Here is a 23,263-nt window from a genome sequence, read left to right as displayed (position 1 = left end):
CTCAGGCCTCGCGCAGGATCGGGTTGGTCAGACAAGTGGGGCCGCCTTCGCAGGCCATGCACAGGGCATCACCGGCGAAGGTCCGCACCCGGATGCCATGGCGCTCCATTACCGTGCGCGTCCCCGGGAAGCCGTCGATCATCAGGCAGTCGCCGGGGGAGAGCGGCATGACATTGAGGTTCAGTCCCAGGGAGTCATGGAATTCGGCCTCGGGGGCCTCGATCAGGGTGATGCCGCGCTCCTTCATCAGGCTCCACAGCGCCGCCGGGATAAGCCGTGAGTGTACCAGGTAGACGTCCTCGGCCAGCGGCGAGATCACCGACATCAGGTGCAGGCAGGCCGCCTCGCCTCCCCAGACCGGCAGGTCGAACCCCAGCACCTCGATGCCATGGGGGTTAAGCAGCGCGTTGAGCTGGCGAACCCCCTCCCGGTTGGAGCGGAACCCCAAGCCGACCACCAGGGTGTGCTCATCGAGCCAGAGGGTGTCGCCGCCCTCGACCCGGGCATCGCCGGTCAGCCGCCCCAGCACCGGGATGCCGGCGGCCTCGTAGGTCCGCCCATGCAACTCGGGCTCCCCGGCACGCAGCGGCTTGCCCATCCGCAGCAGCACTGCCCCCGCCCGGGTGATCAGGGAGGCATCGCGGGTGAACATGGCGTCGGACAGGCCATCACCGGCGTCCTCGAGCCACAGGATCTCGGTCCCGGAGGCCGCCACCAGTTCGGCGAAGGCGTCGTACTGGGCGATGGCCTTCTCGGCATCGAAGTAGTCGTTGTAGTGCCACTCGGCGGGATCGGCCCGGCGCAGGCTCTCGCCGGGGCGGCGCATCAGCACGCGGGTCATGGGGGCGGCCATGGACTGGCATCCGTAACGGGACATAGCAGGGCTCCGTCGTGGTGTAAGAGGTGGTGTTAAGGGTGCGTTGACTCGAATCTTATACGGATGCATAGTTTATGCAACTGCATAAAAACAAGCCCGGACCGGGGGTGACCACCTTGCACGCCGCACCGCACACCACGGCAGACGACGATGCCATCATCGAGATTCGCGACCTGCGCAAGTCCTTCGGCCAGACCGAGGTCCTCAAGGGCATCAGCCTGTCGGCCCACCGCGGCGATGTGATCTCGCTGATCGGCAGCAGCGGCTCGGGCAAGTCGACCCTGCTGCGCTGCCTCAACCTGCTCGAGACCCCCAGCGCCGGCACGCTGCGCCTGCTCGGCGAACGCCTGCCCTTCCGCGAGCGGGGCGGCCGGCGGGAACCCGCCGACCGCCGCCAGCTGCGGCGCCTGCGCGCCCGCCTGGGCATGGTCTTCCAGGGCTTCAACCTGTGGCCACACATGACCCTGGAGGCCAACGTCATGGAGGCGCCGATCCAGGTACTGGGGCGCTCCCGCGAGGCGGCCCGCGAAGAAGCCCGGCGGTGGCTCGAGCGGGTCGGGCTCCATCATTTGCGCGATGCCTACCCCGCCACGCTCTCCGGTGGCCAGCAACAGCGCGGGGCCATCGCCCGCGCCCTGGCCATGTCCCCCGAGGTGCTGCTCTTCGACGAACCCACCTCCGCCCTGGATCCGGAACTGGTCGGCGAGGTGCTGGCGGTGATACGCGACCTCGCCGAGGAGGGGCGCACCATGCTTATCGTCACCCACGAGATGCAGTTCGCCGCCGACGTGGCGAACCGGGTGATCTTCCTCGACCAGGGGGAGATCGCCGCCGAGGGGCCGCCGGACCAGGTGTTCGGCTCGACCCGCACCGAGCGGCTCAAGCGCTTCCTGGGCACGGCTGCCCTGACCTGAGGAGAATCACAATGAAACGACACCTGCTGCTGGCCACCCTGACCACCGCCTGCCTGGTGCCCCTGGCCCAGGCGGATATCACCCGCGTCGGCTTCGCCACCGAGCCCTACCCGCCCTTCGCCACCCCGGACGCTACCGGCGAGCCACACGGCTGGGAGGTCGATATCACCCGGGCGATCTGCGCAGCGGCCGAGCTGGAATGCGAGATCGTCACCACCTCCTGGGATGGCCTGATTCCGGAGCTGACCGGCGACAAGATCGATGTCATCGCCGCCTCGCTGAGCATCACCGAGCGGCGCCGGGAGACCATCGCCTTCTCCGACAAGTACTACCAGACCCCGGCCGTACTGGTCGGCGCCCAGGGCATCGACCTGGCGCCGACCCCGGAGGGCGTGGCCGGCATGACGATCGGCGTCCAGTCCGCGTCCATCCACCAGGCCTATGTCCTCGAGCACTTCCCCGAGGCCACCGTTCGCGAGTACCAGACGCAGGACGAGGCCCATCAGGACCTGTTCGCCGGGCGCATCGACGCCACCCTGGCCGACCGGTTGGTCCTCGAGGACTTCCTGGCCAGCCACGAAGGCCGGATGTGCTGCGAACTGAAGGGAGAGGTGGCCCACGATGACGCCACCCTCGGCGAGGGCATCGGCTTCGGTCTCCGCCAGGAGGACGAGGCCCTGCGTGAGGCACTCAACGCCGCCATCGCCGAGGTGCGTGCCGACGGCACCTACGCCGCCATCACCGAGCGCTACTTCGACTTCGATATCTACGGCGCGCCCGCCGAGTGACCGCCGACGGGGCACCGCCGCACCACAGAGGACGACGCCAGCCGTGAACTACCGCGACATGAGTGTCATGGAACTGCTCGCCCTGGCGCCTCCCGGCTGGGGAGGCGCCCTACTGAACGGGCTCTGGCTGTCGTTGCAGGTGGCCGGGGCCGGCTACCTGCTGGGCCTGGTCATCGGCATGGCCGGCGCCGCCGGCAAGCTCTCCGGCGGCCCCGTCACCCGCGACCTGCTGACCTGCTACACCACCCTCACCCGGGCCGTCCCCGAGCTGGTGCTGATCCTGCTGCTCTACTTCGCCGTGCCCGAGGCGATCAACCAACTGCTGGCGACGCTCGGGCTGGGCCGCGTCGACATCGGTCCCTTCGCCTCGGGCGTGGCGGTGATCGCCCTGGTGCAGGGCGCCTATGCCACCGAGGTGATGCGCGGGGCCATCCGCGCCGTCCCCGTCGGCCAACTCGAGGCGGCGCACTCCCTGGGCATGGCGCCCCTCACCGTCTTCCGGCGCATCACCCTGCCGGCCATGCTGCCGGGGGCGCTGCCGGGGCTCTCCAACCTGTGGCTGATCGCCACCAAGGACACCGCCCTGCTGGCCGTGGTCGGGTTCACGGAGCTGACCCTGGCGGCGCGCCAGGCGGCCGGCGCCACCAAACAACATATGCTGTTCCTGTGCGCCGCCGGCGTGCTCTACCTTATCGTCTCGCTGATCTCCAACCTGGCCTTCAAGGGCCTGGAGCGCCGGGCCACCCGGGGGATGCGCCATGACTGAGCGTCGTCTGCCGCCCCACCGCCTCGCCCTGATCGCCGCCGCCGTCGGCGGCATTGCCCTGCTCGCCGTTACCCTGCGCTGGGACTGGCTACCGGAGTACCGCGAGGCGATCCTCGGCGGGCTCTGGCTGACCCTGACCCTGCTGGTCACCACCAGCGTGGCGGGATTCCTGCTGGCGATCCCCATCGGGCTGGTGCAGGTCAGGGGCCCCCGGCCGCTCGCCTGGCTGGCGCGCAGCTTCTGTACCCTGATCCGCGGCACCCCGCTGCTGCTGCAGGTCTGGCTGCTCTACTACGGCCTCGGCTCGCTGTTCCCCTACCTGCCCGGGGTCCGCCAGAGCTGGCTCTGGCCCTATCTCACCGACCCCTGGCCCTATGCCTTCCTGGCCCTGACGATATCCTTCGCCGGCTATGAGGGCGAGGTGATGCGCGGGGCCTTCGCCGGGGTCCCCAAGGGCGAGCTCGAGGCCGCCCGTTCGCTGGGCATGCATCCCTTCACCATCCTGCGCCGCATCTGGCTGCCTCGCGCCGTGCAGCGGGTGCTGCCGACCCTCAACGGCGAGCTGATCATTCAGCTCAAGGCCACGCCGCTGGTGGCCACCATCGCCGCCGTCGATGCCTATGCGGTCTTCGGACGCATTCGCCAGGAAACCCTGATGGTCTACGAACCCCTGCTGTTGATGGCCCTGATCTACCTGGTGCTGGCCGGACTGATCACCCTCGCCTTCGGCGCCCTCGAGCGGCGCTGGTCACGGCATAGCGGCGAACGCTGAGCCCACCTTATTCACGAGGGCGCCGACTCGCGCGTGTTGTCGAGGGCTTCACGCAGCAGCAGAGCGCCGCTGTCGCTGGTGGTGCGGTCGGACAGAGCCGTTGCAGGAGGGCGTCCAGATGGATGGGCTTTCACCCATAGTGGATGGCTCTCTTGGATCAGGTTATTGGCGGAACACACTGATTTTACAAGAGAATACCATCTACGTGCGCCAGGCGTAGCCAGGCTTCGGCGACTTCTTCTCGTTGCGCCTCATCGGGGTAGTCGCCAAGACCATCGCCGATTAGGATACCCAGCCAGTATTGCGACTCCGCGTGACCGGCCTCGCCGGCGCGCTCCAGCCAGTCGTCTGCCACTTGAAGCAGTAACGCAGCGAGTGCCCCGATGCCGATCCGCCGCATGGTCAAAAGCCGAACCGGGGCGGAAACTCGGAGAGCGGCGGCTCCTTGGCCAGCCATTCCTCGGCCAGGGCCTCGGCTTGCTCGTGCTGTTCGTCGGTCAGCCGATCACGGTTTCGCGCCATGACGCGTTGAGCCGTACGATTGTCGGTTTCTTCCGAGACGGCAAGGAGTATCGCCCACCCCTTCACCACATCCTGCCCCTCCACACAAATATCCCCTCGCTCATCGGGGTTCAGATAGCACCAGCCAAGATTGATGCGCGAGCCCTGATGGCCGCCTTCCGAAGCCTGGATTCTCCACTCCCAGGCTTCCTGATGGCGCTCCCGCTGGCTTAGCAGGGCCGAGAGGCGATTCATCGCCGGAGCATGGCCCTGCTCGGCCGCTCGGCGAAGCCAGGCCTCAGCGGCTTCTTGTCGCTGTGCCTCATCGGGGTAGTCGCCAAGACCATCGCCGATCAGGATGCCTAGCCAATACTGCGACTCCGCGTCGCCGGCCTCGCCGGCACGCTCCAGCCAGTCGTCCGCTACCTGGGGTTGCTCCAGGGCGCTGTAGATATCGAACAGCACACCCATGGCGCCGGGGTCCCCCGCCTCCGCCAGGGGCAGGGTCGCCTCCAGGGCCGCCTGACGCCAGTCATCGCCGCTCTCGGGGCAAACATCGCCCAGGCGGCAGGCACCGCCTTCGTCCAGACGCAGCATGGCGTAGGGCTCGCCCTGCTCGGCGGCACGTCGGTACCATTCCAGCGCCTCGCGGGTCATGCCCATATGGGCGATACGATGGGACTCGCCCAGGTAGTACATGGCGTCGACGTCGCCGGCCTCGGCAGCCACTTCCAACTGGGGCACGGCATCGAGCAGGAAGCCGAGGTTATAGGCGATCATGCCCTCGTCCTTGGCGGCCTGGGCCTCGGTATCCAGTGCCCAGCCGCTGGTCGGACTAAGCAGCAGGGCGGCGAGTATCAATATGCCGATATAGCGCATCAATACCCGAAGCGGGGCGGAAACTCGGACAGCGGCGGCTCCCTGGCCAGCCACTCCTCGGCCAGGGCCTCCGCTTCCTCGCGCTGTTCGTCTGTCAGCCGATCCCGATTACGCCTCATGATACTCTGAGCCGTTCGATTATCCGTTTCTTCCGAGACTGCGCTGAGTACCGCCCATCCTTTCATCATGTCTTGTTCATGGACGCAGATTTCTCCACGCTCCTCGGGGTTCAGGTAGCACCATCCTACGCCCAAGCGACCATTCATATGACCGGCCTCCGAAGCCTGAACCATCCACTCCCAGGCTTCCTCATACTGCCCCTTCTGGTTCATCAGAGCCGAGAGACGGTTCATCGCCGGGGCATGGCCTTGTTCGGCGGCCCGGCGAAGCCAGGCCTCGGCGGCTTCCTGTCGCTGTGCCTCATCGGGGTAGTCACCAAGACCATCGCCGATCAGGATGCCTAGCCAATACTGCGACTCCGCGTCGCCGGCCTCGCCGGCACGCTCCAGCCAGTCGTCCGCTACCTGGGGTTGCTCCAGGGCGCTGTAGATATCGAACAGCACACCCATGGCGCCGGGGTCCCCCGCCTCCGCCAGGGGTAGGGTCGCCTCCAGGGCCGCCTGTCGCCAGTCATCGCCGCCCTCTGGGCAGACATCGCCCAAGTGGCAGGCACCACCCTGATGCAGACGTAGCATGGCGTAGGGCTCGCCGTGCTCGGCGGCACGCCGGTACCACTCCAGCGCTTCTTGGGTCATGCCCATATGCCGCAGCCGGTGGATTTCGCCGAGGTAGTACATGGCCTCCGCATCGCCGGCCTCGGCAGCAGGCTCCAAGTAAGGTGGAGCCTGGCTCCGGAGATGAGCGTTGTAGAGGCGCATGCCCTCGTCCTTGGCGGCCTGGGTCTCGGCATCCAGCGCCCAGCCGCTGAGCGGGACAAGCAATAACGCCGCCAGCACCCCGATACCAACACGCCGCATGATCAATAGCCAAAGCGGGGCGGAAACTGGGAGAGCGGCGGCTCCTTGGCCAGCCACTCCTCGGCCAGGACCTCGGCCTGCTCGCGCTGTTCGTCGGTGAGCAGATCATGGCTCCGATCCATGACATTCTTGGCCGTACGGCTATCCGTTTCTTCCGAGACGGCGTGGAGTATGGCCCATCCCTTCACCACATCCTGCCCCTCCACACAGATATCCCCTCGCTCTTCGGGGTTCAGATAGCACCAGCCAAGATTGATGCGTGAGCCCTGATGGCCGCCTTCCGAAGCCCCGATTCTCCACTCCCAGGCTTCCTCATGCCGCTCCCGCTGGCTTAGCAAGGCCGAGAGGCGGTTCATGGCCGGGGCATGGCCCTGCTCGGCGGCCCGGCGTAGCCAGGCCTCGGCGGCTTCCTGTCGCTGTGCCTCATCGGGGTAGTCGCCGTAATCATTGTGAATTCTCGCCCCCAGCCGATACTGGGCTTCCGGGTTGCCAGCTTCGGCGGCCGTCTCCAGCCAGTGATACGACTGTTCGCGCTCCTCCAGCGTGGAGTAGATCGAGAATAGCGTGTACATCGCCTCGGTATCGCCGGCTTCCGCTTGAGGCAGGGTCGCTTCCAGGGCCGCCTGACGCCAGTCGTCGCCGCCCTTGGGGCACACATCCCCCAGGCGGCAGGCCCCACCCTGATGCAACCGCAGCATGGCGTAGGGTTCGCCGTGTTCGGCGGCACGCCGGTACCATTCCAGCGCCTCCCGGGTCATGCCCATATGCCGTAGCCGGTGGATCTCGCCCAGGTAGTACATGGCGTCGACGTCGCCGGCCTCGGCAGCCACTTCCAGGTAAGGTGGAGCCTGGCTCCGGAGATGGGCGTTATAGAGGCGCAGGCCCTCGTCCTTGGCGGCCTGGGTCTCGGGCTCCAGGGCCCAGGCGCTGGCCGGGCCAAGCAGCAGGGCGGCGAAAGCCAATGCTTTAAAAGCAATGATCATCGGGGTTCCTCGTAGATAACGCGCATACCGCCCTGCCCATCGGGCAGGTATTCGCAATGGGTGTCGGCATGTCGGCCCAGACTATTGGCGGCAGCAAGATAGAGATTTCGCGCATCAATGGCATCAGGATTGTCAGTATCCGACTCAATCTGCATAAACCGATCCAACAAATAACGATTGCGGCAATAGCCAAGCCCGCGCACCGTATGGGTTCGGCGGCCATAACGGTCGAGCCGCAGCACGGCCTTCTCGAACAGCAGGCCTCCCGGGTTGGGGCCGGATACCGGGTCAACCGGGCCATAGACGCCGTCAAGCACGCCCTCATGAACCCAACCTACGCAGTTGGCGATGGCCATCTGCTGCAGATCGCGAGCTTCGTCCTCTTCATCACCCGCCCGGGGCGGGCTAGAGAGCAGCCAGAGCAGCGCGCCCAGGGCCTCGGGGGTTAGCTGCTGGACCCAGGCACGCAGCTGGCGTTCTTCCTGGCCATCACGGGAGGTCAGCACATAGGCGATCTGCCCGGCACGATCCGTCTCCGTGAATTCCTCCCGCAGTTGCCGCAGCCAGGCGCGCCCCTTGGCCATCACCAGGCCGGCATTGAGCAGGGTCATCATCAGCACGTAGCCGAGGGTGCTTAGCTCCTCGAAGGCCTCTTCATCCAACCAGTCGACGCGTTCGAAGCCGCTGGCCACCAGGTCACGGTGCAGCATGGTCAGCCACAGGTCCAGGTGGCGATTATCGAGTTCCATGGTCATGCCGCCGCCCACCCCGCGGCCGCAGAACAGGGCGGCCTTGGCCCGCAGCACGAACTTGCCATCCCGCAGGCCGAGATGGAAGTCGGCCTCCCCGCCCCAGGCCACGCCCTGCTCGCGGTGCCACGCGATCATGCCCAGGCTGCGCCATTCCCGCAGCTCGTCCAGTTGGTTGCGCCGGGTAAAGGCATCCATCGCCTGGTGCATGGGGGCACGCATGGCGATGTCCTCGGGGGGTTCCCAGCGCAGCTCGCAGCGATGCTCGATACCGCTGCGCATACCGACAAAGGCGTTGAGCTGACCGCCGATCCCCAGGCGCTGCACCGGCTCATCGGCGGTGATATTCGGCTCGCCGTCGAAGGAGAGGCGCAACGTGCCGGACATGGCCAGGCTGGCACCGGCGAAGCCCTTGGCCACGGTCTCCAGGCGCAAGGCATAGCGGCCCAGGTCCAGCTCTCCGCCATCCTTGAGAGGCAGCCTGGCGTGTAGCGCCTCGTCCTCTTCGGGTAGGTCCAGCACGTTCAGGGTCAGTTCGCCACGGACCAGGTGGTAGTCTCCCTTGAGCTCCCATTCGCGGCGCAGGGGACCGCTGTCGCTGGAGGTCTCGAGGCTGCCTTGGTGGGTCTCCCACTCGCCTTCCGGTGTGCCAGCGTCGGGCAGGCGTAGCGGTTCGGGGAAGTCGAGGGTGATCGCCGATGACAGATTCCCCTGGGTCAGCCCGATCAAGCGCAGGGCCTGGGCCTGGGCACTGGCGTCGAACAGGCGCAGGGTATCCCTGGCGGGGCCGGTGAACAGCAGGCGCTGCAGGGTCTCGCCCCAGCGGGTTCTGGCATCGTCGCTGGCCAGGCTGGCGACCTCGTGGCCCGCCTCGTCGAGATCGGCATAGAACGCCTCGGGCTGGAACAGGCCCAGGTCGTCGTCGTGCCAGTCGCCGCGCCAATCGATGGGCTCGCAGCCCTTGATGTCAAGCCAGTGCGAAAGCGCCGTTTCCGGGGCTTCCCACAGGGTTGCCGGAAGCACGCCGTCGGCATCGAGCAGCGGTGCGATGTGATTACGCTCGGCCATGCTCATATAGTCCATCAGCAGGTGCAGACTGATATGGCACAATTCGCGCTCGCCACCGGCGGAAGTGAATTCACGCAGTGGCCAGTCATTGCGGACGAGCATGTCGAGGCGGCGCTTTTCGTAGCCGAAGGCGTTGCGCTCATCGGCCAGGTCGGCCTGCCAGAACAGCACGCGCCGCGGACGCATGGTTTCCACGGCTCGCCTGGCGCTTTCGTGCAGGGCATCGAGCTGCTCGCTCAGCTCCTGATAACGCTCACGCTCATCGGCGAACAGGAATAGCGGCAGGGCGGTATGGCCCGCGGTGCCGGTCTGCCACTCTTCCAGCTTGGTTTCCACCGCGGCGAGCAGGTCGGCCTGTTCGCGAAGCAGGTCGTTATAGTCATCGAAGTTGCTGACCCCATCCCGCAGGGCGGTACCCGATGCGGAAGGGTTGGCCAGGGCGTATTCCGGCGTGGCGATCCCCAATGCCGCCAGTTGGAGGATACTTTCCAGGTAGGCAGCATAAAGGGTGCCGCTGCGCAGCTCCGCCATGCGGATCATCTCGGCAAGATGACACTGCGCACTGGCGGCGTTGGGCGTCTGCGTTTCGCAGCGTTCGAGGAACGTCTGGTACTCGGTGAGGACCTCCTGCAGGGTGAAGCGCTGCTCGCGATCGTCATCCGCGTCGTGATCGTCATCCGCGTCGTGATCCACGCCCGGCAGCAGCTCGTGCCGACGCATGGCCTCCCGGCGGGTACGACGGTAGGTCTCCAGGACCTGCTGGATCTCGCTCTCCCAGGGGCCGTAGTAGGCATCGCCGTCGATCACATAGCCCGCGTCGCGCGCGGCCCGTCGTCCGGCATTGCGCAGGGCGTTGAGTTCATCCTCGAGGCGCCGTATCTCGGTGGCCTGTTCCTGGCGCTGGTAGCGCAACTGGCGTTGACGCTCGTCGGCTTCGCGCCCAGCAGGGAGAGGCGAGGTCTCGATGGTGGCATCCAGGCCGTTGTACCAGACCCTCGCCCTGGCCAGCTCCCGCTCCAGCTCGAAGTAGCGGTCGCGCTCCTCGTCCGAGAGGAAGCTGCCGGGTGATGCCGGCAGGAAGCACTCCATGATCCCGGCTTGTTCGGACAGCGTGGCGTTACGCTGATCGGGGTCTTCGATGCTGGCCCACTGATGAAGCTCATGGGCGGCCTCGTGAAGCAGCTCGGCGGCGTCTTTGGTCAATAGCCAGAAGCGTCCGGTGCCGACGAGGTAGAGGATATCCACCCACTCCGATGCCTGACATACGTGCCGGCTCTCTCCGGCGATGGCGCCGCCCGCGGTCGTCGAGGGGGTGAATGGTGGCCATTCGGTTGTGTTGTCCTGAGTCATGCGGACGCCTCCAGTGCGTCGACTTTCTTCCAGGCTGGCATGGCCGCTTGAAGGATCTCCATGGTGGTCGCCTGAGCCCACCAGTCCGTCTCGGGACTCTGCTCTTGCCGTACTCTAGGCAGCAGGCGCTGGATATGATGGGCCTGGCTGATACCTGCCGCCTCAAGCCGCCCAAGCCGCTCCAGCCATTCCGGCGGCAGTGCCGGAAGCGGCGTCTCGGTTGCCCGGCTGAGCCACCAGGCATGAGCGCTCTCCTTCAGGGCGAGTTCCCGTTCCTGGGTCAGCGGCAAGGCCTCGGTATTGCCGGCGTTATCGGCAAGCTGCCAGGCCAGCCAGTGTTGTTCCGGGGTCGGCGTGACGACCTGCCCCAGCGGTCCGATGAGCTGGGCGTAGGCGGTGTCGCTGCCGGCGGCCAGCAAGGCCGTCCAGGCGGCGGGATCCTGAATATTCACCAGCGACTGGCCGCCGTGAGGGTCGTCGAGCACGAAGAAGCGCCGCAGGTGATCGGCCAGGTCAGTCAGCGGGGTGGCGTGTGCCGGCTGGAAGGCCCAGCCCCGGCGCTGCTCCCGGCATAGCGCCTCGCCGGCCTGCCAGGCGTCGCTGCCAACCTCCAGCTCGACGAGCCAGGGGCTCGCTTCCAGTAGCGGCGCCAGGGGCGTGCCAGCGAACAGAGTCAGGTAGTCGCGCCAGCCGGGCCGGCCCACCAGGGCGGCGCAGGCCTCGGGGGCGCGGCGCGGGTCGAGCACCAGGTACGCTGGCCGCCGCGGGTCGACCCAGGCCGCCAGCCCCCCGCTGCCCCGGGTGCGCTCGGGGAGTTGGCTCAACCAGCCAGGCATGGGCAATCCTCCCGGGCGCATTGGGTGTCGCTGATCTTGCCGCAGAGGGGAATCATGGCGGCCTCACTCAGTTGGAAGTCCTTGAGCCTGGGCAGGGCCGTGGGCGGAATCGCCTCGTGGCTCTCCGCCACGGCATGCCCCGGCAGCAGCGGGGCCTCGACGGCCTGACCACTGCCCGAACCGGGGCTGCCGCCGGAGTTGATCTTGACGCTGGCACCGCTGATGGTCACCCCAGAGGGGTCGAGCTTGATAAAGCTGCCGCCGGCCTTCAGCGTAATCTCGGCGCCGGCATCGATGACGGTCTTGCTGCCCGCCTTGTGGTGCACTTCCTGGCCGGCTTCGATGAGCTGAGCACGGGCGGTCTTCTCGTGGCGGCTGGCGGCGACGATCAGGTGGTCGTCGCCGTCCACCTGGGCATGGCGGTTGCCATGCACGGTGAGGTGGTCGTCGCTGTCGATCTCACCGATACGGTCGTGGCGCACCTTGAGGTGGCTATCGTTGCCGATCTCCTCGGTGCGGTCGTTATGGGTCAGCAGCTCCAGGTCACGCTGGGCGTGCAGCCAGATCTGCTCCTGGCCGGCTTGGTCCTCGAAGCGCAGCTCGTTGAAGCCCTCGCCCTGGTGGCTCTGGGTGCGCAGCACGGTGCGGGTCTTGTGCTCGGGCAGCGCGTAGGGCGGGGTGTTGACCGCGTGGTAAGTGCGCCCGGTGATAATCGGCTGGTCCGGGTCGCCCTCCAGGAAGGAGACGATCACCTCGTGGCCGATGCGCGGGATGGCCATGCCGCCGTAGCCGCCGCCGGCCCAGCCCTGGCTGACTCGTAGCCAGGCGCTGGCGGTGTCATCCGGGGCCGCGTAGCGATCCCAGGGGAACTGCACCTTGACCCGGCCGTGGGCGTCGCAATGGATCTCCTCGCCCTCGGGGCCCACCACGAAGGCCACCTGGGGGCCGTCGACCCGGGGCCGCCGCGGCGGTTCGGGACGCCAGGCGCGGTCGGCGGGGGCCACCACCAGGGTGTTGGCGAGGGTGGTCAGGCCGTCGGCCTGGGCGGCTTCCTCCTCCAGGGCCTGGGGCTGGCTGCCGGTGTGAACCGCCGCCAGCACCTGCCAGTCGCGGTTCACCTCATCGAGGTCGTGGCCCTCGAGGGTGAAGCGGGTGCCGGGAGCCAGCTCCGGCAGGTCGCTCTCGGCCTCGGCGGTGGTGGCCTGGCGGCGCAGCGCCTCGAGGCGGATGCGGGTAAAGGCCGCGCCGGAGGCATCCGCCTTGTAGCGGCCCGGGTAGTCATAGTGATCATAGTCGTCCCGTTGAGCGTGCTCATCGAGCCCCGCTGCCTGGTGCTCATGAAGCTGTGAATAAGCCGGCTGCTTGTAAGGAGTAGTCTTTCAGAGTTGCCGACGCCGGCCGGACCCGCGAGACCTGGCGGAGCTTGCGCAGATGGCGCTGTGGCGGGGTACCGCCGGCGCGGCCATGGTAGGTCCGCGGCCCCAGGCCGCCCAGCACCTGGGGGTCGTCGGCGAACACCAGGCGGTGGGTGCCGCCTTCGGCGTCTTCGAACTCATGGAAGAAGCACAGCCCCTCCTCGGCGGCCAGGCGCTGGATAAAGGCCAGGTCGCTCTCGCGGTACTGCACGCAGTACTCGCGCTCGGCGGGCTCGCGGGTCACGGCGAAGGCCACGTCGGTGAGGCCGCGCTCCTCGCACAGGGTGTTGATGATGGTCAGCGGCGAGACGCCCTGGAAGATCCGCGAGTTGTGGCGCAGGCCCAGGCGCCACAGCGCCGGGCGGATCTCGAGGTGATAGAAGGTGCGGCGGTGGCCGCGGTCGCCGCGGGCGAACTCGCTGACGATGCCGTGGACGCGGCGCAGCGGCTCGCCATCCTGCCAGACGGTGAGGCTGGCCTCACGGTCGAGGACAGCCTCGGCACTCAGCTCGCCGTCGCGGCTGGCGAACTGCAGCGACAGGCGGAAGGGCGCCGAGAGGGCCTCGTCGAGGGTGAAATCGACCACCGCCAGGTCGAGATCGACGGCGCCGGCGAGGCTCAGGGTAAAGTGCAGTCCGCTTGCGTGGGCCATTCGGCGTCTTCCCTCCTTGGAAGTCGAGTGACAGAGCTTAACGCCTCGACGCGGCGAGGCAAGGGCGCCGTGAAACACCGACCGGCTTACGCCTCCAGCGGCGCGCGCCAGTCGTCGGACCCGGAGGTGCCGGCCACGGTGTGCTCCCAGTCGATCTTGCGATAGGCCAGGGAGACGTCCATCAGCTGGGTGAACTCGGACTGGGTGGTGTCCTGGGCATGCGGCATGCGCAGGTTGATATCGACGATGGTGGCGTCGGTCAGGGAGGTGGTGAAGAAGTGCTCCTGACGGCCCTCCACGGAGGTGCGGTACCACTTCAGCTCGACGGTCGGCAGCATCTCGCCGGAGGCCAGGGCGTTGTACATCAGCGGCACGGCCTTGTTGAGGGCCACGGTGAAGATAAACGGCTTGTGGGCACGCTGGCCGGCGGGCTGGCCGGACTGCGGGTCGGTAGGCACGGTAACGATGTGCTTGAATTCCTGCACCAGCATCTCGTCTTCGTGGCCTTCCACGTAGATGTTGCCCACGGAATCCGGGGTGAAGGCGCCGGCGGTGATATGGCCCTGGGTCTGACCGTGGATGCTGATATAGCAAGGTGTCGGCATGAGTCTGCTCCTTGACGATAAGAGAAAAAATGTCCTGGGGACGCCAGTTATAGAGCAGAGGTCATGCCATAAATAATAAAGCCATTTATAATCAATTTATTATAGAAACCGCCCCTGCCAGAACGTCCCGAACGGGCAAGAAGTGGTCCGAAAATCGGGTCATTTCTTGCCCGCAGGCAAAAAATGACCCGGCGATTTGTTGCCGCCGGGTTAAGGAAGGTTGTCGGGGTTACGAAGACCCACCCGGAGCTTGCCGGCCCGCCATAGCTCGCGCACGGAGGCCGCCAGGTCGTTGGCCCAGGCCAGGCCGTCGTTTAAACCGACTCTTGATCAGGCTCGATGCCGAGAGGAGCGCCTCGATCACGCCGCTGCTGTCGAGAGCTTCACGCAGCAGCAACGCACCGCTGTCGCTGGTGGTGCGGTGGCCGGTGAGCTCGACACGGGCAGAGCCGTTGCAGGAGGACGCCCAGGCGGATGGGCTTTCACCCATGGCGAGTGGTCTTCTTGAATCGTGTTCTGTAAGGAGCATATTGATTATAAAAGAGAAAACTACTCGCCATCTTCTTTTTAGGTCGGCCTCGTGAATAAGGCGGGCTGAGGAAACACCTTTCCCCAAGACCTGGCGTCACAGCGGCCAGACCCACAGAATCATCGGCAGCGCCACCACCAGCACTAGCAGCGAGAGCGGCAGACCCAGGCGCCAGTAGTCGCCGAAGCGGTAGCCCCCGGGCCCCATCACCAGGGTATTGGACTGGTGACCGATGGGGGTCAGGAAGGCACAGGAGGCGCTCACCGCCACCACCATCAGGAAGGGATCCACCGAGACCCCGAAGCCTTCGGCCAGGCTCGCCGCGATGGGCGCCATCAGCAGCGCCGCGGCGGCGTTGTTGATCACGTTGGAGAGCAGCATGGAGAGCACAAACAACCCCGCCAGGGTCACCACCACCGGCCAGTCGGCGCCGAAGACCAGCAGGGTCTCGGCGATCAGCGCCGCCCCGCCGCTGGTCTCGAGCGCCTGGCCCACCGGGATCATGGCGCCGAGCAGCACGATCACCGGGCCATCCACGGCCTCGTAGGCGTCACGCGGCGGCAAGACCCCCACCAGCAGCGAGGCCAGGGCCGCCAACGAGAGCGCCACCGCCGCCGGCAGCAGGTCCAGCAGCATGGCGGCGATGGCCAGGGCGAAGATGGCCAGCGACACCAGCAGCAGCCGCGGCTGGCCCAGGGTCAGGTTGCGACTGGCCAGGGGCAGGCAGCCCAGGGTACCCAGGGCCTCGGCCAGGCCCGCCTCGTCGCCCTGGAGCAGCAGCACATCGCCGGAGCGGAAGCGAATCTCCCGCAGCCGCGTCTTGAGGCGGGCCCCATCCCGGGCCACCGCCACCAGGTGCAAGCCATGCTGATGATGCAGGCGCAACTGGGTCACGGTGCGGTTGACCACCATGGAGTCGTTGCGCACCACCGCCTCCACCAGCTGCAGCCCCTCGGTGGAGGGCTTGCGGGCTTTCTCCTTCTCCTTCTCCTTCTTCTCCTCCTTGTCCTCGCCGTCGTCTGCCGCTAGCTCCCGTGGCTCGGCCGCCTCGTCCCCGGTTTCTGCCTCCTCATCCGCCGCGTCGGGCTCGGCCCCCAGGCGTAGCCCCGCCTTGTCCTCCAGCAGCTTGATCTCCTCGGGGCCGCCCTCCACCAGCAACACATCGCCGGCGCGCAGGGCGCCCAGGAAGGCGTGGCCGGGGCGACGCTTGTCATCGCGAATCACCCCGATCACCGGCACCGTCTCGCCCAGCTCCTGCTGCAGCTCGCTGAGGGTCCAGCCGCAGGCCTTGGCCTCCTCGGGCAGGCGCAGCTCCACCAGGTAATTGGCGGTGTCGAAGAGCTCGTCGGCACTGGCCTGACCCTGGCGCCGGGGCGTCAAGCGCCAACCCAACAGCACGATAAAGACGAGCCCCACCAGGGCCACCACCACCCCCACCGGGGTAAAGGAGAACATGCCAAAGCTCTCCCCGGTGACCGAGCCCCGATAGCTGGCGACGATGATATTGGGGGGCGTGCCGATCAGCGTCATCAGCCCTCCCAGCAGGGAGCCGAAGGCCAGCGGCATCAAGAGGATGGACGGGGAGGTATCGTGGGCCCGGGCCAGGCGCATGGCCACCGGCAGCATCAGCGCCAGGGCCCCCACGTTGTTCATCACCGCCGACAGCAGCAGCACCGTGCCGGTCAGCACCAGCAGTTGCAGCAGCAATCGCTCGCCGATGCGCAGCGCCTGTTCGGCGATGATATCCACCAGCCCCGAGCGCTCGAAGCCCTTGCTCAGCACCAGCACCGCCGCCACCGTGATCACCGCCGGATGGCCGAAGCCGAGGAAGGCCGCCTCACCGGGGACCAGCCCCAACAGCACCGCCCCCAGCAGCGCCATCAGCGCCACCAGGTCATAGCGGAAGCGCCCCCAGACGAAGCCCACCAGGGTCAGCCCCAGCACCCCATAGACCAGCACGGCATCGGACACGTCCCAACCTCCCTGTCGCCAAAGGCTTAGCATGGCAGGCCTCGCCTCGCTCCCGCCAATGCTCCCGTCCAACGCTGACTCTCATGTTGCGGATTACGCAACGGACCGTTTCCCCTCCGCCCCCTGCGCCTCGGGAACTTATCGCTTTAGAATCACCACCGCATTCGATAATTACTCTCATTCAAGGAATCGACAAGGATCCCCATGCGCCTCTCGTCCCGCTCCCGCCTGGCCCTCGCCGTGGCCCTGGCCTCCGCCGGCCTGCCCGCCCTCGCCGATGAGTCGGCGCGCCTCGACAACATCGTGGTCACCGCCGCCGGTTTCGAGCAGACCCTGCGCGACGCCCCGGCCAGTATCTCGGTGATCACCCGGGAAGAACTGCAGAAGCAGCGTATCAGCAGCCTGGCGGATGCCCTGCGCAACGTGGAGGGGGTCGACGTGGGCGGCCAGGTGGGCAAGACCGGCGGCCGCAATATCGGCATCCGCGGCATGCCCAGCGACTACACCCTGATCCTGATCGATGGCCGCCGCCAGAACGCCGCCGGCAGCGTCACCCCCAACGGCTTCGGCGAGACCAGCACCAGCTTCTTCCCGCCGATCTCCAGCATCGAGCGTATCGAGGTGATTCGCGGGCCCATGTCCACCCTCTACGGCTCCGACGCCATGGGCGGGGTGATCAATATCATCACCCGTCGGGTCGACGCGGAATGGAACGGTTCCCTGGAGGTAGAGAATACCCTTAACGAGGACGACGACTTCGGCGATAGCCGCGCCCTGAGTCTCTATGCCAGCGGCCCCCTGATCGAGGATCGCCTCGGCCTGCAGCTGCGCGGCCGCCTCTACGACCGGGAGGCCTCGCATCTGGAATATCAGGACGCCGACGGCGAGCCCATCGAAGTCAGCCAGCGCGGCCCCAGCCCAGTGGAGGGGCGCAACTACAATCTGGGCGCGCGCCTGACCCTAGCCGCCAATGACGATCACGACCTCTGGCTCGACGGCGAGATCAATCGTCAGCGCTATAACAACGACGAGGGTCAGCTAGGCACCCTGGACGATCCCCAGGGCCGCATCGGCGGTTACTCGGACGAACTGCGTTTCGAGCGCGAGCAACTCGCCATCGGCCATACCGGGCGCTTTTCCGCCGGCACCCTGGAATCGAGCCTGATGCGCAATACCACCGAGACCCTCGGGCGCACCATTCCCGGCAGCAATGCTGGCGGTGACTTCGGCCAGCCCCTGCCGGCCCTGCCCGACCTGACCATCGGTTCGCCCCGCACGCTCGAGACCACCAATACCGTCCTCGACAGCAAGTTCGTGATGCCTTTGGGCGACCATATGGCAACGGTAGGCGGCCAGTGGTGGGATGCCGAGCTAAGCGACGGCCTGGCCACCGAGACCTTCGCACAGACCACCTGGGCGCTGTTCGCCGAGGACGAATGGCTGCTCACCGACGACCTGGCGCTGACCCTGGGCGGGCGCTACGACCACCATGACGCCTTCGGCAGCCAGTTCAGCCCGCGCGGCTATCTGGTATGGAACGCCAGCGAGCGGTGGACCCTCAAGGGCGGGGTCAGCCGCGGCTACCGCACCCCCTCGCTCAACGACCTGCATGACGGCGTCAATGGCGTTACCGGCCAGGGCACCATCCTGACCATCGGCAACCCCGACCTGCAGCCGGAGACCAGCACCAGCAGCGAAGTGGGTCTCCACTTCGATAACCAGGCCGGCTTCATGGCCAGCGCCACCCTCTTCCATAACCGCTTCGACGACAAGATCGCCGACGGCGAGGATATCGTGGTCAGCGGCGACCCCTCGATTCCCGATGGTACCTATGCCCAGCAGGTCAATATCGACGAGGCGGAGACCCAGGGGGTGGAACTCTCCGCACGCCTGCAACTGGCCCCGGCCTGGCACCTGAGCGCCAACTACACCTTCACCGACAGCGAACAGAAGAGCGGCGAGAACGCCGGCGACCCGCTGACCGACACCCCGGAGCACGCCGTCAACGCCACCCTGCGCTGGCAGGCCAGCGAGCGCCTGAGCACCTGGCTCGCCGCCGAGTACCGCAGCGAGCGCTATCGCAACCGCTTGCGGGTCCGCGGCGCGCCCTCCTACGACGACCTGGGCGACTTCAAGGCCTATAGCCTCTTCCATCTGGGCGGCAGCTATGCCGTGGCGGATAACGTGACCCTGAGCGCCACCGTCTACAACCTGCTCGACAAGGACTTCGTCGACTACCGTGCCTACGACGGCGGCAACAGCTACGGCAATGTCTACGCCAATAGCGAAGAGGGCCGCCGCCTCTGGCTCTCCGCCCGCTTCGAGTTCTGATCCCGCCTCACTGGCTTACTCGCATCGTTTTGCCCCGGCTAGATGCCGGGGCTTTTTCGTTACCAACAAGAACGCCCGGCCGGGGCCGGGCGTCGTCGCATCAAGGTATCACTCCTTGAGCGGCCACCTCGGCTCGGGCCCGCGCAAAAGCGCCCTGGGGGGTCAGGCTGGCGCGCCACCGCCTCGAGGCGCTCAGATCGGCGGCAAGGTAGCGCCCCGCCGCCAGGGCCAGGTCGAGGACGGGAAACACCCAGGCGCTGTCTGCTATGCTGTGTCACCGCCCTGTGATGGTCGAGCCCCTATCATCACTCCGCTCTCACGGCACCAACATGGCACCGAGAAGCCGGCCTCCAGACCGACCGTCTCACCAGGATAACGACACCATGCGCTCCTCGATCCTGCTCACGAACTCCCTAACATAGAGCGTCTGCATTGAGGTCGTGGGGGTCAAGACGCCGATCTCGCGGTGGATCGTCGGCTCGGCCACGTCGCAAAACACCAGGTTAGGAAGGCACAGGGCCTCGACAGCGGAGCGCGGCACCACCGCCAGGCCATCGCCCTGCTGCACCGTGATCACGGCCCCAGCATCGAGCGAATCTGGTGAAACCAGTTGAGCTGGATGGCCTCGTCCTCCAGGGCGCGCTGGATGCGCAGCCAGTTGCCGCTCTGCTGAATATTCGACGCTATGGGATAGTCACGCAGATCCCGCCAGCATAGATTGTCCCGCTCTGCCACCGGATGTTCCCGATGACAGACCACCCCCAGGGCCTCACGCCCCAGCGGCTTGAACTGCACATTCGGGTTGGCGGCGGTGTACATGCCGATTCCCAGATCCAGCGTGCCCTTCGCCACCTCTTCGACCAGTTCGATGGCGTTCATATCCAGCACCCGCAAGGCGACGAACGGATAGCACTGGCGGAATTCACCCAGGACCGCCGGAATCAGCTTCATTCCCAGCGACGGCAAGCAACCGACTCGGATCAGTTCGCGCCGACTGGAGGAGGCGCCACGCAGGCTGGCCAGACTCTCCTCGGTATCGATCACGATCTTGCGCGCCCGCTCAAGGAAGTTACGCCCCGCCGCAGTCAGGTGAACCTGACGCGTCGTCCGGGTGAACAGCAGCACCCCGATCATCTCCTCCAACTTACGAATGCGTCGACTCAGGGCGGGCTGGGTGATGTTGAGCTGATCGGCGGCGGCATGGAAGGAGCCGAGGTCAGCCACCATGACGAAGGCTTGCAGGTCAGAGATTCTCACTATTAATGCCTTTTTGTAATCAAAGCTTGATATTATTCAATTTATAATATCAAGAGGAGTGTGCCAATCTGCTGTCAGTACCCCTCTCCCGGGCACCAGGCCCGGGAATAAGAACAACCCGCATGAGGTACGACACGATGCGCACGAACCGCCTTACCATGATCACCCTCACCACCGCCATGCTGGCCGGCGCCTCATCGGCTGCCCTGGCTCAGCAGACCCATGAGTGGACCCTGGTCTCCCCACTGACACCCGCTATCTCCTATATGGCGCTCTACCAGGAGCTAGCCGACAACATCAGTGAGCGCAGTGACGGTCGCCTGAAGATCAACTTCCTCTCCTATGGTCAGCACCCCTTCAGCGGTGCCGAGATCTTATCGGCGGTACGGGACGGCATCGTGCAGATGGGCAACACCGCCGATGTCTATGTCAGTTCCATGGAGCCCGCCATCGCCTTCCTCGGCTTGCCCTTCCTATTCGACAACCTGGATCAGGCCAAGACGGTCTATGCCGAGCTGGAGGAGCCCTATTACCGCCAGATCTTCGCTGACAAGTACAACGCCGAACTGACCACTGGCTTCATCATTAGTGGCTCGGCCATCCATTCCAACCGCCCCCTGAACAGCCTTGAAGCGATGCGCGGCCAGAAGATCCGCGTATTCGGACACGAAAGCGGTGAGATGATCCGCCTGCTGGGCGGGGAGCCCAGCACCGTGGCCTTCGGTGAGCTCTACACCTCATTGCAACGCGGCACCATCGATGGTGCCCTGACCGGCATGGACGGCGCCAATGCTGCCCGCGTCTATGAGGTGGTCGATCACAACACTTGGTGGAACTGGTCCTACCCGGTGGAGTTCACCTTCGTGAATCAGGACGCCATGGCGACGCTTCCCGAGGATCTCCAGGAGATCGTTCGCGAGGAGGCGCGCCTGATCAACGAAAGAATCCAGGCCGACCGGGACATCGGCACCATGCGTATCCTGGTCGATTCCATCGAACAACACGGCATCACCGTCAGCGGACTCGATGCAGGCACCCTTGAGGAATTCCGGGCGCGCACCCAGCCGATCCGCGATGGCTGGCTAGAGGAGACCGGTGAACTCGGCCAGCAGGCCTTCACGATCTATCAAGAGAGCCTCCAGTAGGTGACACCAGGAGGTCTATCGTGACGCCCCTCATCCGCGCCTTGCAGCGGCTTGACACCCTGCTCGACAGAGTGTCAAGCCTGACCTCGGGCATCGGCCGGGAACTGGCCGTCATCGCCATCGTGCTGATGATGATGCTGGTCAGTGTGAACACCCTGGCCCGTGCCCTGCCCTTCACCAGCAGTCTCTTCTTCGTTGAGGAATACGTCGGCTACCTGTTCGTCGCTCTGGCCTTCATGGGTCTGGCCGATACCTACCGGACCGGGGGACACATCCGCGTCGAGCTGCTGGTCCAACGGCTCCCCGAACGGGCAGCGGCACTCCTTGAGCTGATCGTCACCCTGGCAGCCATTGGCATCATCGGCGTCCTCGCCTGGCACGCCATGGAGCTCTTCACCAAGAGCCTGGCCAGCGGCGAACGGGCCCAGACCGTGACCCGTACCCCACTGTGGGTCCCACGCCTATTCCTCGCACCCGGCTATGCCTTGCTGATGATCGAACTGCTGGCTCACCTCAGTCGCAGCTTGCTGAGGCTGATTCCCGAGAGCACGACACCCATCATGCCGACCATGGCCAAGGGGGACTAGCATGGAACTCACCTTCTTCTCCTTGACCCTCGCCCTGGTCATCCTCACCGTGGTGCTGATCAGCGGCATCTGGATCGCCATCGGCCTGGCCGGACTGGGCCTGGCCTTGCTCTATTTCTTCCTGCCGGCAAGCCTCTTCCGCATTGTCGAGACTATCCAGTACGAGGTCGTCAACGACTTCGTCCTGGCGGCCATCCCACTGTTCATCTTCATGGGCAGCCTGCTGCTCAAGGGCAACATCGCCACGAGGATCTACCAGGGGCTGGCGCCCCTGATGTCACGACTACCCGGCGGCCTGGTGCAGACCAACATCACCTCCTGTGCGATCTTCGGCGCCTGTTCGGGCTCCAGCCTGGCCGGGGCGGCAACCATGGGAACTCTGGCCGTTAATGAACTGAGAGACCGGGGCTATGACCGACGCCTGGTCTATGGCTCGCTCGCGGCCGGCGGCACCCTGGCGACCATGATTCCCCCCAGCATCCTGTTCATCCTCTATGGCAGCTTCGCCGGTCAGTCCATCAGCACCCTGTTCATCGCGGGCCTCGTACCAGCCTTGATTCTCGTGCTGGCCTTCATGGCCTATGTGGCGCTCCTCTCGCTGCGCCATCCCCCGGCTAACCCCGAGCGCGACAAGCTGCCCTGGGGGCAGACCCTGACCGCCATGAAGTCGCTGGTCGCTCCACTCGCCCTGATCACGGCCGTCCTCGGCTCCATCTATACCGGTTTCGCTACCCCCACCGAATCAGCAGCGGTTGGTGCCATGGGGGCACTGCTGATCCTCGCCCTGGAGCGACGACTGAGCCTGCAGACGATCCATGAGGCCGCGGTGATGTCGATTCGCACCACCTGCATGATTGCGCTGATGATGATCGGTGCCCACATCATCTCGACTGCGCTCTCCTTCATGATGGTGCCCCAACAGATCAGCCAACTGATTCTCGCCCTGGAGATGGAGCCCTGGCACATCGCCCTGATCGTCGGTCTCCTGTTCATCGCCCTAGGCTGCCTGATCGAAGGCACCAGCATGTTCTTCCTGACCTTCCCGATCATCTATCCACTGATGATGAGCCTCGGCTTCGACCCCATCTGGTTCGGCGTGATGATGGCTCTGTTCATCGAGATGAGCCTGATCACGCCCCCTGTCGGCCTCAATCTCTTCATCATCAACCAGGTGGCCGGCGAGAACGGCATGTCGCGCACCATTCGCGGCTCCCTGCCCTTCTTCTTCATCATGGTACTGGTGATGTGCCTCCTGATCGCCTTCCCGGAGATCGTGCTGTTCCTCCCCAACCTGCTCTGACGCCACGCCAC

Annotated in this window: 19 protein-coding genes and 2 pseudogenes; 8 read left to right on the top strand and 13 right to left on the bottom strand. The window is 66.0% G+C overall.

Going from position 1 to position 23,263, the window contains the following annotated elements:
- Window position 1: 1 nt before the first annotated feature.
- Entirely contained in the window at window positions 2-877 is an 876-nt protein-coding gene (locus ACZ5EF_RS06455) for a dimethylarginine dimethylaminohydrolase family protein (RefSeq protein ID WP_346063252.1), read from the bottom strand.
- Window positions 878-951: 74 nt separating this feature from the next.
- On the opposite strand from ACZ5EF_RS06455, the gene ACZ5EF_RS06450 reads away from it, so the two are divergent.
- From ACZ5EF_RS06450 to ACZ5EF_RS06435, 4 genes are read left to right on the top strand one after another with little or no spacing between them, the layout of a single operon-like run.
- Complete coding sequence (locus ACZ5EF_RS06450; RefSeq protein WP_346063253.1) at window positions 952-1,791, top strand: amino acid ABC transporter ATP-binding protein; 840 nt, start codon at window positions 952-954, stop codon at window positions 1,789-1,791.
- Window positions 1,792-1,802: 11 nt separating this feature from the next.
- Window positions 1,803-2,579 carry a transporter substrate-binding domain-containing protein gene (locus tag ACZ5EF_RS06445; RefSeq protein ID WP_346063254.1) on the top strand — a complete coding sequence of 259 codons (777 nt, stop codon included), beginning with the start codon at window positions 1,803-1,805 and terminating at the stop codon, window positions 2,577-2,579.
- Window positions 2,580-2,622: 43 nt separating this feature from the next.
- On the top strand, window positions 2,623-3,345 hold the full coding sequence (locus tag ACZ5EF_RS06440; RefSeq protein ID WP_346063255.1) for an ABC transporter permease: 723 nt from the start codon (window positions 2,623-2,625) through the stop codon (window positions 3,343-3,345).
- The gene (locus ACZ5EF_RS06435; protein WP_346063256.1) at window positions 3,338-4,117 is read left to right on the top strand and encodes an ABC transporter permease; all 780 of its coding nucleotides are present in this window, start codon (window positions 3,338-3,340) and stop codon (window positions 4,115-4,117) included. The genes ACZ5EF_RS06440 and ACZ5EF_RS06435 overlap by 8 nt, the downstream gene beginning before the upstream one ends.
- A gap of 184 nt (window positions 4,118-4,301) precedes the next feature.
- On the opposite strand, the gene ACZ5EF_RS06430 is transcribed toward ACZ5EF_RS06435, so the two are convergent.
- The 10 genes and pseudogenes from ACZ5EF_RS06430 to ACZ5EF_RS06385 form a co-directional block, all read right to left on the bottom strand.
- Window positions 4,302-4,517, bottom strand: coding sequence for a hypothetical protein (locus tag ACZ5EF_RS06430; RefSeq protein WP_346063257.1), 216 nt, complete (start codon window positions 4,515-4,517; stop codon window positions 4,302-4,304).
- A 2-nt stretch (window positions 4,518-4,519) separates the two neighbouring features.
- Window positions 4,520-5,497 (bottom strand): tetratricopeptide repeat protein, encoded by a 978-nt coding sequence (locus ACZ5EF_RS06425; protein WP_346063258.1) that lies wholly within the window; start codon window positions 5,495-5,497, stop codon window positions 4,520-4,522.
- On the bottom strand, window positions 5,497-6,474 hold the full coding sequence (locus ACZ5EF_RS06420; RefSeq protein ID WP_346063259.1) for a tetratricopeptide repeat protein: 978 nt from the start codon (window positions 6,472-6,474) through the stop codon (window positions 5,497-5,499). The genes ACZ5EF_RS06425 and ACZ5EF_RS06420 overlap by 1 nt, the downstream gene beginning before the upstream one ends.
- A gap of 2 nt (window positions 6,475-6,476) precedes the next feature.
- Window positions 6,477-7,457, bottom strand: coding sequence for a tetratricopeptide repeat protein (locus ACZ5EF_RS06415; protein ID WP_346063260.1), 981 nt, complete (start codon window positions 7,455-7,457; stop codon window positions 6,477-6,479).
- Window positions 7,454-10,624 (bottom strand): hypothetical protein, encoded by a 3,171-nt coding sequence (locus tag ACZ5EF_RS06410; RefSeq protein WP_346063261.1) that lies wholly within the window; start codon window positions 10,622-10,624, stop codon window positions 7,454-7,456. Before ACZ5EF_RS06410 ends, ACZ5EF_RS06415 begins: the two co-directional genes overlap by 4 nt.
- Window positions 10,621-11,460 (bottom strand): DUF4123 domain-containing protein, encoded by an 840-nt coding sequence (locus tag ACZ5EF_RS06405; RefSeq protein WP_346063262.1) that lies wholly within the window; start codon window positions 11,458-11,460, stop codon window positions 10,621-10,623. The genes ACZ5EF_RS06410 and ACZ5EF_RS06405 overlap by 4 nt, the downstream gene beginning before the upstream one ends.
- Window positions 11,445-13,527 (bottom strand): annotated as a pseudogene (locus tag ACZ5EF_RS06400) (type VI secretion system Vgr family protein). The gene ACZ5EF_RS06405 and the pseudogene ACZ5EF_RS06400 overlap by 16 nt, the downstream one beginning before the upstream one ends.
- Window positions 13,528-13,613: 86 nt before the next feature.
- Window positions 13,614-14,132 carry an Hcp family type VI secretion system effector gene (locus ACZ5EF_RS06395; RefSeq protein ID WP_346063263.1) on the bottom strand — a complete coding sequence of 173 codons (519 nt, stop codon included), beginning with the start codon at window positions 14,130-14,132 and terminating at the stop codon, window positions 13,614-13,616.
- Window positions 14,133-14,481: 349 nt separating this feature from the next.
- Window positions 14,482-14,661: pseudogene (locus ACZ5EF_RS06390) on the bottom strand (hypothetical protein); the annotation flags it as partial.
- 96 nt (window positions 14,662-14,757) lie between these two features.
- Window positions 14,758-16,665: an SLC13 family permease gene (locus ACZ5EF_RS06385; RefSeq protein ID WP_379729306.1), complete on the bottom strand. Its 1,908-nt coding sequence runs from the start codon at window positions 16,663-16,665 to the stop codon at window positions 14,758-14,760.
- A 171-nt stretch (window positions 16,666-16,836) separates the two neighbouring features.
- Here ACZ5EF_RS06385 and ACZ5EF_RS06380 point away from each other — a divergent pair, with 171 nt between their 5' ends.
- Window positions 16,837-18,963, top strand: coding sequence for a TonB-dependent receptor domain-containing protein (locus ACZ5EF_RS06380; protein WP_346063265.1), 2,127 nt, complete (start codon window positions 16,837-16,839; stop codon window positions 18,961-18,963).
- A 364-nt stretch (window positions 18,964-19,327) separates the two neighbouring features.
- On the opposite strand, the gene ACZ5EF_RS06375 is transcribed toward ACZ5EF_RS06380, so the two are convergent.
- Both ACZ5EF_RS06375 and ACZ5EF_RS06370 read right to left on the bottom strand, forming a co-directional pair.
- Window positions 19,328-19,540, bottom strand: coding sequence for a LysR substrate-binding domain-containing protein (locus ACZ5EF_RS06375; protein ID WP_346063266.1), 213 nt, complete (start codon window positions 19,538-19,540; stop codon window positions 19,328-19,330).
- Entirely contained in the window at window positions 19,537-20,220 is a 684-nt protein-coding gene (locus ACZ5EF_RS06370; RefSeq protein WP_346063267.1) for a LysR family transcriptional regulator, read from the bottom strand. The genes ACZ5EF_RS06375 and ACZ5EF_RS06370 overlap by 4 nt, the downstream gene beginning before the upstream one ends.
- A 137-nt stretch (window positions 20,221-20,357) precedes the next feature.
- On the opposite strand from ACZ5EF_RS06370, the gene ACZ5EF_RS06365 reads away from it, so the two are divergent.
- The 3 genes from ACZ5EF_RS06365 to ACZ5EF_RS06355 are packed head-to-tail and all read left to right on the top strand — an operon-like array spanning window position 20,358 to window position 23,252.
- Window positions 20,358-21,365: a TRAP transporter substrate-binding protein gene (locus ACZ5EF_RS06365; protein WP_379729304.1), complete on the top strand. Its 1,008-nt coding sequence runs from the start codon at window positions 20,358-20,360 to the stop codon at window positions 21,363-21,365.
- Between the two features lie 20 nt (window positions 21,366-21,385).
- Window positions 21,386-21,952, top strand: a complete 567-nt coding sequence (locus ACZ5EF_RS06360; protein WP_346063269.1) for a TRAP transporter small permease subunit — start codon at window positions 21,386-21,388, stop codon at window positions 21,950-21,952.
- Window position 21,953: 1 nt separating this feature from the next.
- Entirely contained in the window at window positions 21,954-23,252 is a 1,299-nt protein-coding gene (locus ACZ5EF_RS06355; protein WP_346063270.1) for a TRAP transporter large permease, read from the top strand.
- Window positions 23,253-23,263 lie beyond the last annotated feature (11 nt).

Source organism: Bisbaumannia salifodinae (assembly GCF_055388505.1).
Note: the sequence above shows the minus strand (reverse complement) of the source record. Positions and strands in the feature narration are given on the sequence as shown.